Annotated in this window: 13 protein-coding genes; 8 read left to right on the top strand and 5 right to left on the bottom strand. The window is 70.0% G+C overall.

Features of this window, described 5'->3' with window-relative positions; all coding sequences use genetic code 11:
• The first annotated feature begins 2 nt into the window (after positions 1-2).
• The 3 genes from ACWDMM_RS12935 to ACWDMM_RS12925 all read left to right on the top strand — a co-directional run bounded on the left by ACWDMM_RS12935 (position 3) and on the right by ACWDMM_RS12925 (position 2,588).
• Complete coding sequence (locus ACWDMM_RS12935; RefSeq protein WP_449937445.1) at positions 3-944, top strand: EamA family transporter; 942 nt, start codon at positions 3-5, stop codon at positions 942-944.
• Positions 941-1,573, top strand: a complete 633-nt coding sequence (locus tag ACWDMM_RS12930) for an NAD(P)-dependent oxidoreductase (RefSeq protein WP_357206945.1) — start codon at positions 941-943, stop codon at positions 1,571-1,573. Before ACWDMM_RS12935 ends, ACWDMM_RS12930 begins: the two co-directional genes overlap by 4 nt.
• Positions 1,574-1,652: 79 nt before the next feature.
• Entirely contained in the window at positions 1,653-2,588 is a 936-nt protein-coding gene (locus tag ACWDMM_RS12925; protein ID WP_449937441.1) for an SMP-30/gluconolactonase/LRE family protein, read from the top strand.
• Here ACWDMM_RS12925 and gatB read toward each other — a convergent pair.
• From gatB to ACWDMM_RS12905, 4 genes are all read right to left on the bottom strand, one after another.
• Positions 2,585-4,090 (bottom strand): Asp-tRNA(Asn)/Glu-tRNA(Gln) amidotransferase subunit GatB, encoded by a 1,506-nt coding sequence (gene gatB, locus ACWDMM_RS12920; protein ID WP_323124196.1) that lies wholly within the window; start codon positions 4,088-4,090, stop codon positions 2,585-2,587. The two genes, ACWDMM_RS12925 and gatB, sit on opposite strands and share 4 nt — an antisense overlap.
• Before the next feature lie 54 nt (positions 4,091-4,144).
• The gene (locus tag ACWDMM_RS12915; protein ID WP_357112870.1) at positions 4,145-5,521 is read right to left on the bottom strand and encodes an alpha/beta hydrolase family protein; all 1,377 of its coding nucleotides are present in this window, start codon (positions 5,519-5,521) and stop codon (positions 4,145-4,147) included.
• Between the two features lie 69 nt (positions 5,522-5,590).
• Entirely contained in the window at positions 5,591-6,625 is a 1,035-nt protein-coding gene (locus ACWDMM_RS12910; protein WP_067797600.1) for an ATP-dependent 6-phosphofructokinase, read from the bottom strand.
• 82 nt (positions 6,626-6,707) lie between these two features.
• On the bottom strand, positions 6,708-7,595 hold the full coding sequence (locus tag ACWDMM_RS12905; RefSeq protein WP_449937437.1) for a hypothetical protein: 888 nt from the start codon (positions 7,593-7,595) through the stop codon (positions 6,708-6,710).
• A gap of 124 nt (positions 7,596-7,719) precedes the next feature.
• Here ACWDMM_RS12905 and ACWDMM_RS12900 point away from each other — a divergent pair, with 124 nt between their 5' ends.
• From ACWDMM_RS12900 to ACWDMM_RS12880, 5 genes are all read left to right on the top strand, one after another.
• Positions 7,720-7,869, top strand: coding sequence for a hypothetical protein (locus ACWDMM_RS12900; RefSeq protein ID WP_195078624.1), 150 nt, complete (start codon positions 7,720-7,722; stop codon positions 7,867-7,869).
• A 336-nt stretch (positions 7,870-8,205) separates the two neighbouring features.
• Complete coding sequence (locus ACWDMM_RS12895; protein ID WP_323124194.1) at positions 8,206-8,373, top strand: hypothetical protein; 168 nt, start codon at positions 8,206-8,208, stop codon at positions 8,371-8,373.
• Positions 8,370-9,329: an SRPBCC family protein gene (locus ACWDMM_RS12890; RefSeq protein ID WP_449937434.1), complete on the top strand. Its 960-nt coding sequence runs from the start codon at positions 8,370-8,372 to the stop codon at positions 9,327-9,329. The genes ACWDMM_RS12895 and ACWDMM_RS12890 overlap by 4 nt, the downstream gene beginning before the upstream one ends.
• A gap of 145 nt (positions 9,330-9,474) precedes the next feature.
• The gene (locus ACWDMM_RS12885) at positions 9,475-10,737 is read left to right on the top strand and encodes a cytochrome P450 (RefSeq protein ID WP_195078623.1); all 1,263 of its coding nucleotides are present in this window, start codon (positions 9,475-9,477) and stop codon (positions 10,735-10,737) included.
• Positions 10,738-10,914: 177 nt separating this feature from the next.
• Positions 10,915-11,313, top strand: coding sequence for a rhodanese-like domain-containing protein (locus tag ACWDMM_RS12880; RefSeq protein ID WP_449937430.1), 399 nt, complete (start codon positions 10,915-10,917; stop codon positions 11,311-11,313).
• Between the two features lie 6 nt (positions 11,314-11,319).
• Here ACWDMM_RS12880 and ACWDMM_RS12875 read toward each other — a convergent pair whose 3' ends face one another.
• On the bottom strand, positions 11,320-13,782 hold the full coding sequence (locus tag ACWDMM_RS12875; protein ID WP_449937428.1) for a protein kinase domain-containing protein: 2,463 nt from the start codon (positions 13,780-13,782) through the stop codon (positions 11,320-11,322).
• Positions 13,783-13,851: the final 69 nt, after the last annotated feature.

The raw sequence follows: 13,851 nt of genomic DNA, 5'->3' as shown, positions 1-13,851 counted from the left end.
AGGTGAGAAATCCAGCAACACAGGCGGTTTCCGGCGGAGCCGCGCCACCGGGAACGCTGCCGCGCACCGTTCTGACGGCGCTCGCTCCCGCCGCATGGGGCACCACCTACGTCGTCACCACCGAACTGCTCCCACCGGGACACCCCCTGTTCGCCGGGCTGCTGCGTGCATTGCCGGCAGGGTTGATCGCGTTGGCGATCACGCGGACACTGCCGCGCGGAGCCTGGTGGGGCAAAGCCGCGGTGCTGGGCGTGCTGAATATCGGGCTGCTCTTCCCGCTGCTGTTCCTGGCCGCCGAACGCCTACCCGGCGGGGTGGCCGCGACCTTGGCGGCGGCCCAGCCGCTCGTCGTGGCGATCCTGGCCGTGGTGGTCCTGGGCGAGAAGCCCTCCGCTTGGCGCCTCGTCTGGGGAACGATAGGCCTTGTCGGCGTCGGGTTCATGGTGATCGGCCCGGAGGCCGCCTTCGACCTCGCCGGGGTCCTGGCGGGCCTTGCCGCCGCGGGCTCCATGGCGCTCGGCGTGACTTTGACGAAGAAGTGGGGACGGCCCGCCGAGGCCGGTCCCACCGCGTTCGCGGGCTGGCAACTCACTGCGGGTGGGCTGTTCCTACTGCCGATCACGTTCCTCGTGGAGGGTCCGCCTCCCGCGATCGACCCGCCCGCCGTCCTCGGCTACCTCTGGCTGGGTCTGGCCGGCGGCCTGCTCGCGTATGTCGTCTGGTTCCGTGGCATCGGTTCTTTGCCCGTCACCTCGGTCGCGGTTCTCGTCCTGCTCTCGCCGCTGGTCGCGGCGGTGCTCGGCGCCGTCCTGCTCGGCCAGACGCTCGGCCCGGTCCAACTCCTCGGGTTCGGGCTCGCGCTCGCCGCGATCGTCGCGGGACAGCTTCCCGCCCCCACCCGCACGTCCACTCGCGTTCCCGCACCCGATGAGGTACTGAAATGAAGATCACCGTCGTCGGAGCCGCAGGCATGGTCGGCTCGCGCGTCATCGACGAGGCCGCGCGCCGCGGCCACGAAATCGTCGCCGTGTTCCGGAAAGCCCGGCGGACGGTCCTACCGCCCACGGTGACCGCCGTCGAGGGGGACGCGACCGACCGCGTCCGAATGCGCGAACTGTTCGACGGCGCCGACGCGATCGTGGCGGCGACCCGTCCGGCCGCCGGGCAGGAACACACCGTCACGGCGACCACGGCCGCCCTGCTCGACGCGGCCGCCACCACTGGGACGCGCATCCTCGTGGTCGGAGGCGCCGCCCCGCTCCGGGTTCCGGGAGACCCCGAGCGGCTCGTGCTCGACAGTCCGGAATACGTACCGGCACACATTCGCACCATCGCCGCCGCGAGTGTCGCGCAATGGGAAACCTGCCGTGCGCATCCGGCCGACTGGGTATATCTCAGCCCGCCCGCGCTGCTCGAACCCGGACAGCGGACCGGCAACTATCGGCGCGGCACCACCACGCTGATCACCAGCGCCGATGCCACGTCGCGGATCTCGGCGGAAGACCTCGCCGTGGCCGTCCTGGACGAGCTCGAGAGTCCAGGCGAGAACGAACATTTCACCGTCGGCTACTGAGTCCGGACCCGGGCACTCGGCACCGCACGAGCGCGGCGACAGGGTAGGACGGGCGACCACTGACAAGAGGAACGATGAGATGAAGCGCGTCCTGGTGATCGCGTCCGTCCTCGCCTGCTTCGGGGCGGCCGCGCTGGTTTCCGAGGACCGGACGGCCGACCGTCCGGTCCTCGCCGCCGAGTTCGACCTACCCGCCGGATTCCAGCCGGAGGGCATCGCCATCGGGTCGCGACCGGTCGCATATCTCGGGTCGCGGGCCGATGGCTCCATCTACCGCGCCGACCTGGTGACCGGACGAGGCGACATGCTGAGCCCCGGGCGGGGGACACCGGCGCTCGGGCTCCAACTCGACCACCGCGGTCGGCTGTTCGTCGCCGGTGGCACGGGAGGCGACGCCCGCGTCGTGGACACCGGCACAGGCGCGGTGCTGGCGAGCTACCCGCTCGGCACGCCGCCGGACACGTTCGTCAACGACGTGGTGCTCACACCCACGGGCGCGTGGCTCACCGACTCGCGGACGCCCGTGCTCTACCACCTGCCCATCAGCGATGGGGATGCCTTGCCCCCGCCCGGCGCGGTGGTGCGGCGTCCGCTGACGGGCGACATCCGCTACGAGCCGGGAGCGATCAACGCCAACGGGATCGTGCGCACGCCCGATGGCGCCGGACTGATCATCATGCAGTCGGTGACCGGCCGGTTGTTCCGCGTCGATCCGGCGACCGGCGCGACACGGCAGATCGACCTCGGCGCGGAGACACTGCCCAACGGTGATGGGCTGCTGCTACGCGGCAACACACTTCTGGTCGTGCAGAACCGGTCCAACGCGATCGCCGTGGTCACGCTCGACCACGCGGGAACCACGGGATCCGTCATACGACGCGTCACCGACCCGCGCTTCGACGTGCCGACGACCGTCGCCGCGTACGGGGATCGGCTGTACCTCCCGAACGCGCGCTACACCACGCCGCCGACTCCGGCCACGCCCTACAGCGCCGTCGCGGTCGACCGCCCCTAGCCGCAGGCGGCGAGGACGAGTTCGCGGACGCGTGCCGCGTCGGCCTGGCCGCGGGTCGCCTTCATGACGTCGCCGACGATCTTGCCCGCGGCCTGGACCTTGCCGGAGCGGATCTTGTCGGCGATGTCGGGGTTGGCGGCCAGCGCCTTCTCCACCTCCGCTTGCAGGGCGCCCTCGTCGCTGACCATGCCGAGGCCCTTGGCCTCGACGATCTGCGCCGGGTCGCCCTCGCCGGCCAGCACGTGGTCGACGACCTGCTTGGCCACCTTGTTGTTGATCGTCTTCGCGTCGACCAGCTTGATCACCTCGGCGACCTGCGCCGGGCTGATCGGCAGCTCCTCCAGCGTGACCTCGCGCTCCTTGGCCTTCTCGGTGAGGTAGGCGACCCACCAGGAGCGCGCCTCGTTGGCCGGGGCGCCCGCGTCGACGGTGGCGATGATCAAATCCAGCGCACCCGCGTTGACCAGGTCGCGCATCACCTCGTCGGACAGGCCCCAGTCGGACTGGATGCGCGCGCGGCGCAGCCAGGGGTACTCGGGGATGGTGTCGCGCAGCTGCTCGACCCACTCCGCGTCGGGCGCGACGGGCTCGAGGTCCGGTTCCGGGAAGTAGCGGTAGTCCTCGGCGGTCTCCTTGCGGCGGCCGGGTGACGTGGTGCCGTCGGCCTCGTGGAAGTGCCTGGTCTCCTGCACCACCGTGCCGCCGCCTGCGAGCACCGCGGCCTGCCTGCGCATCTCGTAGCGCACCGCGACCTCGACGCTGCGCAGCGAGTTGACGTTCTTGGTCTCCGTGCGGGTGCCGAATTCCGTTGCGCCGACCGGCATCAGCGAGACGTTCGCGTCGCAGCGCAGCGAGCCCTGCTCCATCTTCACGTCGGACACGCCGAGCGACTTCAGCAGATCCCGCAGCGCCGTCACGTAAGCCCGTGCCACTTCGGGGGCGCGTTCGCCCGCGCCGGTGATCGGCTTGGTGACGATCTCGATCAGCGGCACGCCCGCCCGGTTGTAGTCGAGCAGGGAGTGGCTCGCGCCGTGGATACGGCCGGTCGCGCCGCCGATGTGCACCGACTTGCCGGTGTCCTCCTCCATGTGCGCGCGCTCGATATCGACGCGGAAGACGCTGCCGTCGTCGAGCACCACGTCCAGGTGCCCGTTCGTGGCTATCGGCTCGTCGTACTGGCTGATCTGGTAGTTCTTCGGCTGATCGGGGTAGAAGTAGTTCTTGCGCGCGAACCGGCCCCACGGCGTGATCGAGCAGTTCAGCGCCAGGCCGATCCGGATGGCCGACTCGACGGCCTTCTGGTTGACCACCGGGAGCGAACCGGGCAGACCGAGGCACACCGGGCACACCTGGGTGTTCGGCTCCGCGCCGAACTCGGTCGGGCAACCGCAGAACATCTTCGTCGCGGTGTTCAGCTCGACGTGGACCTCCATGCCGAGCACCGGCTCGAACCGGGCGATGACATCCGAGTAATCCATCAGGTCGACCGTGGGTGCGCTCATGGCCATCAGTTTAGGTAAACGCTCCCGTCGCAGCGCAGCGGCTCTCGCGTGCCGCTACTTCACCGGGACCCGCTGCCGCAGCCAGCCGGTGACGTAGTCGAGCACCTCGGGAGAGATGGTGGTCTCGATGGCGCCGTACTCGCCGGGGCGGCCGGTCTCGGTGGGCTGCATCAGGTGATTGAGGCCAGGGAAGACGTGCACGGTCGCGTCGGGGTCGGCGGCGAGGTGCTCGCGCATCGGCTGCTCGCTCTGCGCCGGGGGCACCTGGAGATCCTTGCCGCCGAAGAAGGCGAGCACCGGAACGCGCAGCGCGGACAGGGCGGGCGCCGGGTCGTAGGCGACCAGGGCGGCGAAATACGGCGTGATCTGCGCGGCGGCCTGCTCGTCCGGCACACGCTGGTCGGCGGGCAGGGCCTGGTTCTGCCGGACGGCCAGTTGTCGCGCGCCGTCGAGGTCACCCGCCTTCAGCAGGGCGGCCAGTTCGGCGGTGTCGCGGACGCGGGTCTCCACCTGGTCGGCGGGTGTGCCGTTCGCGGTGGCGAGCAAGCGGGTCTGTTCGACGAGCACATCCGCGCCGGGGGCGCCGGGTCCGGCCATGAGGATGGCGAACGCGACGCCGCTGTCGGGGCGCGCGGCGACCAGCGGCGCGAGGTAGCCGCCCTCGCTGTGGCCGAACAGCCCGACCCGCGCCGGGTCGATGTCGGAGCGGGCGCGCAGGAACCGAACGCCCGCGGCGGCGTCATCGGCCAGATCGATGTAGTTCGCGTCGTCCAGCTTGCCGCCGGTGCCGCCCACGCCGCGGTCGTCGGTGCGCAGCACGGCATAGCCCGCGCGAGTGAAGGTGTCGGCCAGCAGCAGGAACGGCTTGTGGCCCATGAGTTCCTCGTCGCGGTTCTGCGCGCCGCTTCCGGTGATCATGAGGATGGCCGGGAACGGGCCCGTGCCCTGCGGTTCGGTCAACGTGCCCGCGATGGTGATGCCGCCGCTGCTGTAGGTGACGTTCTCGGTCTTGTACGGGAACGGCGGCTTCGGTTCCTGCGGATGGGCGGGCGCCACGACCTCGCCCCGGCTCAGCGCCAAGGGGAATTGCTGGCCGGACTGGGTGAAATCACCGGTGATCCGGTCGGTTCCCGACTCGTACTTGCCATGGAACACCGGCTCGCCCGGGATGTCGGGGATCGCGAAGGACACGCCGTCGCGGTCGGAGCTGACGTCCTTCAAACGCACGCCGCTCATGCCCTGCGAAGGGATGTCGATCGTGGCGGTGCCGTCGTCGTGGAAGCTCACGCCGACCTGCACCGGCTGTCCGGGAACCTCGATCGCTCCGTGCCAGTCACCGGTGGTGGGCTCGGGCGGATTCGACTCCGAACACCCGGCCACCAGTGCCGCGATCACCAACAGTGCCGACGCGATCAGTCGCCCGCTGCGCATGCGACTCACAGTACCGACGACGCGGGGCCGGTCGCGCCTATTCGCCGCGCGCGTACCGCACCGCCGCGCCTAGCCGAAGAACGCCTCCGCCTCGCGGTAGCGCTCCGTCGGCACCCGCTTGAGCTGCTTGGTGGCCTCCGAGAGCGGGACCAGATCGATGGTGGTGCCGTGCAACGCGACCATCTGGCCGAACTTGCCCGCGTGCACCGCCTCGGCGGCGTGCAGGCCGAAGCGGGTGGCCAGCACCCGGTCGTAGGGCGTCGGGCTGCCGCCGCGCTGCACGTGACCGAGCACGGTGGTGCGGACCTCCTTGCCGATGCGCCGCTCGATCTCCACGCCGAGCTGCTGGGCGACGCCGGTGAAACGCTCGTGGCCGAACTCGTCGATACCGCCCTCGCGCAAGGTGAATCCGGAGTCCGGCGCCGGATGCGACCCCTCGGCGACCACGCAGATGAAGTGCTTGTCGCCGCGCTGGAAACGCCGCTTGATCATCGCGCACACCTCGTCCACCTCGAACGGGACCTCGGGCACCAGCGTCAGGTGCGCGCCCGCCGCCATGCCCGCGCTGATCGCGATCCAGCCCGCGTGGCGGCCCATCACCTCGATGAGCATGACGCGCTGGTGCGACTCGGCGGTGGTGTGCAGCCGGTCGATCGCCTCGGTGGCGATGCTCAGGGCGGTGTCGTGGCCGAAGGTGACGTCGGTGCAGTCGATGTCGTTGTCGATGGTCTTCGGCACGCCGACCACCGGAACGCCTTCGTCGGACAACCAGCTCGCGGCGGTGAGCGTGCCCTCGCCGCCGATCGGGATCAGCGCCTCGATGCCGTTGTCGTCCAGGGTCTGCTTGATCCGGCCGAGCCCGGCGCGCAGCACGTCGGGGTTGGTGCGGGCGGTGCCGAGAATGGTGCCGCCCTTGGTGAGGATCCTGTCGGTGCGGTCGTCGTTGCGGATCTGGATCTTCCGGTCCTCCAATAGGCCCCGCCAACCGTCCTCGAAGCCGACGATCGCGTCTCCATAGCGGCCGTTCGCGGTGCGAACGACGGCGCGGATGACCGCGTTCAGTCCTGGGCAGTCTCCGCCTCCGGTCAGAACTCCGATGCGCATGGCCGCTATCTTGCCCCTCATGTCCGATCTCGGCAGCCCCGCCCCCGTGAACGGCGCGTAACACTGACCTGGACAGATGACCTCACGAGGCCGCGCATTGACCCCCGGCCAGCTCGTCGAGATGCTGGGAGACGACCGTGGCGAGTTTGTCCAGGACGTTCATGCCGTCGCTGAACGATCCCGACTCCGGCTGCACCGCGATCGCGATCGCGATCTGCCCCGAAGGCACGTTCACGACCCCGAACTGCCGCACCAGATAGTTGCCCGAGACGTCCGGCCCCCATCCGCCTTTGAACTCGGCGCCGCTGAACTCGCCGAGACCCCACCGCTGGCTGGCGATCACCTGTTCCATCAGCGAGGTGACGCGCTCGGCTTGGGGCAGGCATGGCAAACGCGAGGCGAACCGCACCTGATCGGTCAGCGACCACTCCGCCTGACCGAAGGCCGAGTGCTCGGAGCGCGTGCGAGTGGCAGGCACGACGGTCTTGTTGTCGCCGCCTTCGCGCAGCACCGCCTGCACGGCCTGCGCCGCCTCCTGCGGTGTGCCCAGCGACTGCCACAGCGCGTCGGCGGCGGCGTTGTCGGATTGGGTGATCGCCGCCGAAGCGGCGTAGTTCGAGCTGCTCGGACTGCGGCGCAGCGCGGCGATGGTCAGCGGCACCTTCATCGTCGACCAGGCCGGACCGCTCGTCCATTCCCCGAAGGTGACCGCCTGCTCGCCGCCGACCGGCATGATGGCCATGCCCAGCTTGCCGCGCACGCTCGCGGCGAGTTCGGCATAACTCGCGGCCAGAGTGCCCGGCACGATGAGGGACAGGCCCTTCTGGTCGGTGCGGGCCGCGGCCTCGGTGATGGTGGGCTCGCTCGACGAATCCTCGGCGCGGTCGGTTCCACATCCGGCTACCAGAGCCGCGGCCAGCGCCGCGCAACCCAGGACGTTTCGGACTCTGCGGAATCGATCAGTAGACATTTTCGACACATTCTTCTCGCGAAATCCGCCGGCCCACCCACCGGCGACCGCGACGGCAGGGGCGCGGCCTCGGGTCGGCTGACTCTTGTCTCCCCGCCAGGTGACGACGGCGCGGTCAACAAGCATGGACACCTCCACCTACCCGCCCGATGTCGCCGAGCGGCCGGGTTCGGAACCGGCGTTCGGCGCCGGCCTCACCCGAGAACTGCTTCTCGTTATCCCGGAGAACGTACTAGATGAATTGATCAAGCCCCAGTTCACCGAAAACCACTGACGGCCACGGCCACTGCCGAACGGATGGGCGCACGTCGCTCGCGCTCAATAGCATTCGAGTATCACCGCAGTATTTTCGGGTTCGAGCCGGCCTTCCGGCGACATCGCCGTTGTCGGTGCACGCGTTTGGCGGGCTTCACAGCCCGGGACATGCGGTCGACCGGATACACATCGCGACGCGCGGCGCAAGCCCCATCGAGGTCGAGGCCGGGGACGCCTGCCACCGCGCGGGTTCGGCGGCCACGACGGGATCGCGATCCGGCGCAACCTTCACGCAACTGACACCGCAATTCTTCAGCGACCCGAGCGGCGCATCGGGGGCCTGCGCGGCGCGGGCTTGGTCGACGTCCGTCACGACGCGCAGCGCCGCTGGTACCGGCTGCGCCCGGAACCGCTGGCCGAGATCGAGGCACGGCTCGCGCCGTACCGGCGGATGTGGGAAACCAGCCTCGATGCCCTGGAACGTCATCTCGACGCCATGCCCGACGAGGAAGGACAACCATGAGCCCGTGCCGAGCACGACTGCACACCATCGACGGCGCACCCACCCTGCGGTTTCAACGCAGGCTGGCCCATCCCCCGGAGAAAGTGTGGCGCGCGATCAGCGATCCGGACCGGATGCCGGCCTGGTTCCCCGCCGCTGTCACCACCGAACCGCGGCCCGGTGCCGCGATGCGCTTCACCTTCGCCGACGCACCGGAAACAGCCGACAGCACCTCCCACGGCGAGGTGCTCGAATTCGACCCGCCCAAGGTCTACATGTTCCGCTGGAACCAGGACGTGCTGCGCTTCGAGTTGGTGGCCGACGGGGACGGGACACTGCTGATCTTCACCCACCACCTCGGTGGCGGACCGCGCGCACGGCTCGGCGCCGCGCGGTCGGCGGTCGGCTGGGACCGCTGTTTGGCGGCTCTCACGGCGACACTCGACGGAGACGACGCCCGGCCGGACACCACCTGGATCGCCGATATCGAGCGCTACACAGCGGAATTCGGGCTCGACACAGGCACGCGCGACAAGGTCGCCGACGGCTATATTCTGCGGTTCGAGCGCGACCTGGTGTGGCAGCCGCCGGACCGGCTGTGGTCGCTGCTCACCGAGGAGCAGGCTCCCACCGTCGGCGGCCCCGCCCCCGTCCGGTCGGCAAACGCGCACGTCGATGCGGCCGAGCTCGTCGGCGTCGAGCCGCCCCGACGGCTGGAGTACCGGTGGCGGCACGACGGCGCGGTGGAGGGCACCGTGCGCTGGTCCTTCGAAGCCGATCCCGACCTCGGCGTGCGGGTGGAGCTCACCCAAACCCTGCCCGACAGGCTCGCTCGACTCCGGCCCGAACTGCTGGCCGCCTGGCACGTCCAGCTGGAATTGTTCTTCGCCGCCACCCGGGGCGACATCCGGTGCCCGTGGCCCGCCGCTCGCGTCGCCGCGCTCACCGAACGGTACGCGGCGGATCTCGGCGAATGAGCGCGCGGCCCAAACCACCCCACCGCGGCGTCGGAACTGCTTACGATCCCGTAGCTACATCGGAAACATGCACCTCACCGGCGCGTAGCCGACCCGCGCACCCGCACGCGCCGGCCAAGCGCCTTCCCTTCTGGAGTCATGCCCTTTGTCCACGCAACAGTCCCCGCGATCCAGCACGAAAACCTGCCCTGTTCAGCACAATTCGCCGCTCGACGCCGACGGACCGCGGGTCGCGCTGTACACGGAGGCCTTCGCCGCCGACCCTCATCACGCCTACCGGGAGATGCGCCGCCGTTACGGTTCGCTCGTCCCGATCGAACTGGCGCCGAACGTGCCCGCGACTTTGGTCATCGGCTACTACACGGCGCTGCGAATCCTCAACGACCCGGTGCATTTTCCCGCGGATCCACGCACCTGGCAGCAGGGCGTCCCCGGCGAGTGCCCCATCCTGCCGATGATGGAGTGGCGACCGAACGCACTGCGCAACACGGGATTCGAGCACCAGCGCTACCGGCAGGTGAATGTCGCCGCTATCGAGGCGGTCGACCTGCACGCATTGCACGCGACCACCGAACACATCGCCGGTCCGCTGATCAACGCCTTCTGCCAGGACGGTGCGGCGGATCTGATCAGCCAGTACGCGTTCCCGCTCACCTTCGCGGTGCTCAACTCGCTGCTGGGTTGCCCGCCGGAGATCGGGCAGCAGGTGGCGATGGGCATGGCCGCCATCTTCGAGGGCGTCAACGCGGACAAGGGCAACGCGATGCTCGCCGACGCGCTGTTCGACCTGGTGCGGATGAAGCGGCGCGAGCCCGGCGACGACATCACCACCCGACTGCTGCGCCACCCGACGGGCCTCGACGACATGGAGATGATTCACCAGCTGGTCACCCTGTACGGGGCGGGGATCGAGCCGCAGCAGAACCTGATCGCCAATACCTTGCGGTTGATGCTCACCGACCGCAGGTTCGCGGGCGGGATCTTCGGCGGCAGCCTGTCCACCCGCGACGCGCTCGACGAGGTGCTGTTCGACGACCCGCCAGGCGCCAACTACTGCTTCAGCTACCCGAAGCAGCCCATCCTGATCGATGACGTGTGGCTGCCCGCCCACCAGCCGGTCGTGATCAGCATGGCCGCCTGCAACAACGATCCGGCGATCCACACCGGCGAGCACATCGACAGCCGGGCCCACCTGGCCTGGGGCGCCGGACCGCACTCCTGTCCCGCAAGATCCATGGCGTACCTGATCGCGCAGGACGCCATCGACCAACTACTCGACGCCCTGCCCGAGATACGGCTCGCGGTGGAGCCGGAAGAGCTGTCCTGGCGACCGGGTCCGTTCCACCGTGCCCTCGTGTCGTTGCCGGTCGTCTTCCCGGAATCTCCGCCGTTGCCAGGGTTCGGATAACCGGAAGGCGTTCCTGTCGGCGTCCGATGGGGGCTGATTGCGGCTCGCACCAGCTGCGCAACGACAAGCTCTGGTCCGCGGCGTCGGTGCACGCGTCTCTCCCCCGCTCCGGCCGGCCCGCGAATACCGTAGGCTGGCTGACTTCGCGGGAACGTCGGCGAGCGGAGTGGACGCACGATGAGTACAGGCGCCGAGGAGATGGTGACCAGGGCCAGGGCGCGGCTGGAGCGGGTGACGCCGGAGCAGGCCGCCGCGCTGCAGTCCCGGGGCGGCCTGATGGTGGACATCCGGCCGCACGCGAACCGCAGCGCCGAGGGTGAGATACCCGGCGCGGTCGTGGTGGAACGGATCGTCCTGGAGTGGCGCCTCGACCCGAACGGCGAACACCGACTGCTCGGCCTCACCGCCGACACACCGGTGGTGATCGTGTGCAACGAGGGCTACGCCTCCAGCCTCGCGGCCGCCGACGGGCAGCGCCTCGGGCTCCGTCGGGTGACCGACCTCGTCGGAGGGTTCCGGGCGTGGCGGGCGGCGGGCCTGCCGGTGGTTCCCGGCGGCAGCCCGGCCGTGCCGTAGCCGCCGTCAGTAGACGTACACCACCGCGTTCTCACCGCCGCTGCACGTGACGAGCTGGCCTTCGGGCAGGCAGTTCATGGTGTAGGTGCGGCCGGTGACCGGGCTGGTCGCGACGACCGTGCGTGGCGCGTCACGAGTCGCGTTCTGCGCCTGGCCGAGCGCGGCATAGGCCCTGCGCACCTCTTCGGCGAACGCGCAGCTGGTCACGGGGGTGCCCGTCGCCGACTCGGTGAACGCCCCGGTGGCGGCCTGCCCCTGACCGCACGCCTTCGCACCCGCGGGCAACGTGACCTGGGACGGCTTCGCCGAGGTGGACGTGGCCGACGGCGCAGATGTGCGGCTCGGCGCCTGGGTGGTCGGCCGGGCCGCGGGCGCGGACGCCTCCGAGTGCGCGGCGGCGGAGGTCGTCTCGACCTGACCGCGGCCGAACGACTGCCACGCGATCGCGCCGCCGACGGTCAGCGCGACGATGGCGAAAACGGCCACCATGATGGGCAGCGCGATGGAGCGACCCTGACCAGACGCCGAGTAATCGGGCTGGTCGTAGTCGTCATAGCCGTAGTCCGGTTCCGCCCGGCCGAGTGGGTGGCCCGTGCGCGCGGGATAGTCGCCGTGCGGCGGGTAGTCGGTGCGAGCCGCGTGCCCGTCGTGCTCGGACGGCGCCAGGTACTGGGTCGGGGCCGAGTCCGGTTCCGGGAGGTAGCCGGACGTGCCGTGCGGCGGGACCGAGCCCGACGGGTGGGCCGGGTCCGAATACTGCGGGTAGTTCCCGAGCCCGGGATGCCCCTCGGCGAAGGCGTCGCCGGGAATCTGCGAGTAGGCCTGCGGCGTATCGGAATATTGCTGCGCGACAGCCGGTTCCGCGTATACCCGGGTGGAGTCCGGATCGGCATACGCGGAGTCGTCCGGCTGTCGCGCATACGCCGAATCGAAATTCCCCGATACGGCGGAATCGACGTAGCCCTGCGGATACTCGTGCGCCGACGCGACCGGCTCCGGGTAGACCCGGGTGGAATCCGGATCGGCATACGCGGAGTCGTCCGGCTGTCGCGCATACGCCGGATCGAAATTCCCCGATACGGCGGAATCGGCATAGCCCTGCCGATATCCGTCCACCGGCGCAGCGGGCTCCGGATACACCCGGGTGGAATCCGGATCGGCGTAAGCGGAGTCGTCGGGCTGTCGCGGATATGCGGGATCGAGAGGCGCGGCAGGCTCGGCGTAAGCCTGCGGATACACCTGGGGACCCGGCGCGGCGGGCTCCGGCGGCTGCGGGTACACCTGCGTGGGCGGCGCGGCGGGCTCCGGCGGCTGCGGGTACACCTGCGTCGGCGGAACGACGGGCTCCGGCTGCGGATATCCGGCGGCCTCCAGGTACGGCTGCGTCTCCGGATACAGGTGCGCGTCCGGGAAGGGGCGGATCGGAGGCAGTTCCACCTCCGGCGGGTGCTGCGCTCGCGGCGGCTCCGGCGCATCCGACGCTGGCAGCGGCGTGAAGTGGAACTCCGTCGGGCGGACAACGGTCGGCGCGCTCGGATGGATCACCGCGGGCAGCGACAGTTCACCGGTCGATTCCGGCGCGACCGCCTGCTGCGACCGGTCGGGCGCGCGCACCACCAGCGTCGGCCCGGTCGGCGCCGAGGCAAGGGCGGCGCGGGCGGCCCTGGCCAGCGCGGTGGCGGTCGGGTAGCGGTCGGCCGGATCCTTGGCCATACCGCGGTGCACCACCTCGTCCAACGCCGCGGGAATGCCACTGGCCTGCGCGCTCGGCCGCGGCGGCGGATCGGACATGTGCGACTTGATCAGCACATTCATGCTGGCCGCCGGGAACGGCGTCGCTCCGGTCAGGCACTCGTGCAGCACACAGGCCAGCGAGTAGACATCGGCGCGGCCGGTCACCGGACCGACGTCGAAGCGTTCCGGCGCCATGTAGATATAGGAGCCGACGGCCATACCGACCAGCGTCACCGCGCTGTCGCCTTCGGTGTGCGCGATGCCGAAATCGGCGAGGTACGCGAAATCCGCGTCGGTGACCAGGATGTTCGCCGGTTTCACGTCGCGATGCACCAGATTGTTCGCATGCGCGGCGTCCAGGGCCGAGGCGATCTGCTCGATGATGCCGACGGCGCGAGCCGGACTCAGCGGCCCCTTGCTGCGCAACAGGGTCCGCAGGTCGACGCCCCGCACCAGCCGCATGTCGATGAACAGCACCCCGTCGATCACGCCCCAGTCGTGGATCGGGATGACGTGCGGTTCGGCCAGCCGCGCCGCGGCCTGCGATTCGCGGCGAAAACGCAGCTGGTACATCGGGTCTTTGGCGAGTTCTTCGGAGAGCAGTTTGACCGCGACCACCCGGTCCTTGACCGTGTCGTACGCCTCGTATACCTCCCCCATTCCCCCCTTGCCCAGCAACGACCGCAGTTCGTACGGCCCGAACCGCGTGCCGGTTCTCGGCCCGGATTCCTGCACCCGTCATCCTCCGCATCCCGGGCAGGGATCACACACCGAGATCACGCGGTACGCGACCGGAGCCTGCCC

It is taken from the genome of Nocardia sp. NPDC003726 (assembly GCF_053586955.1).
The sequence above is the reverse complement of the archived record's forward strand: the minus strand, read 5'-3'. Positions and strand labels throughout refer to the sequence as shown.

Excerpts from the sequence above, each read along its gene's own strand:
- ACWDMM_RS12905 (WP_449937437.1), bottom strand. The coding sequence starts at position 7,595 with ATGTCTACTGATCGATTCCGCAGAGTCCGAAACGTCCTGGGTTGCGCG.
- ACWDMM_RS12915 (WP_357112870.1), bottom strand. The coding sequence starts at position 5,521 with ATGCGCAGCGGGCGACTGATCGCGTCGGCACTGTTGGTGATCGCGGCA.
- gatB (WP_323124196.1), bottom strand. The coding sequence starts at position 4,090 with ATGAGCGCACCCACGGTCGACCTGATGGATTACTCGGATGTCATCGCC.
- ACWDMM_RS12880 (WP_449937430.1), top strand. The coding sequence starts at position 10,915 with ATGAGTACAGGCGCCGAGGAGATGGTGACCAGGGCCAGGGCGCGGCTG.
- ACWDMM_RS12910 (WP_067797600.1), bottom strand. The coding sequence starts at position 6,625 with ATGCGCATCGGAGTTCTGACCGGAGGCGGAGACTGCCCAGGACTGAAC.
- ACWDMM_RS12900 (WP_195078624.1), top strand. The coding sequence starts at position 7,720 with ATGGACACCTCCACCTACCCGCCCGATGTCGCCGAGCGGCCGGGTTCG.
- ACWDMM_RS12890 (WP_449937434.1), top strand. The coding sequence starts at position 8,370 with ATGAGCCCGTGCCGAGCACGACTGCACACCATCGACGGCGCACCCACC.
- ACWDMM_RS12930 (WP_357206945.1), top strand. The coding sequence starts at position 941 with ATGAAGATCACCGTCGTCGGAGCCGCAGGCATGGTCGGCTCGCGCGTC.
- ACWDMM_RS12925 (WP_449937441.1), top strand. The coding sequence starts at position 1,653 with ATGAAGCGCGTCCTGGTGATCGCGTCCGTCCTCGCCTGCTTCGGGGCG.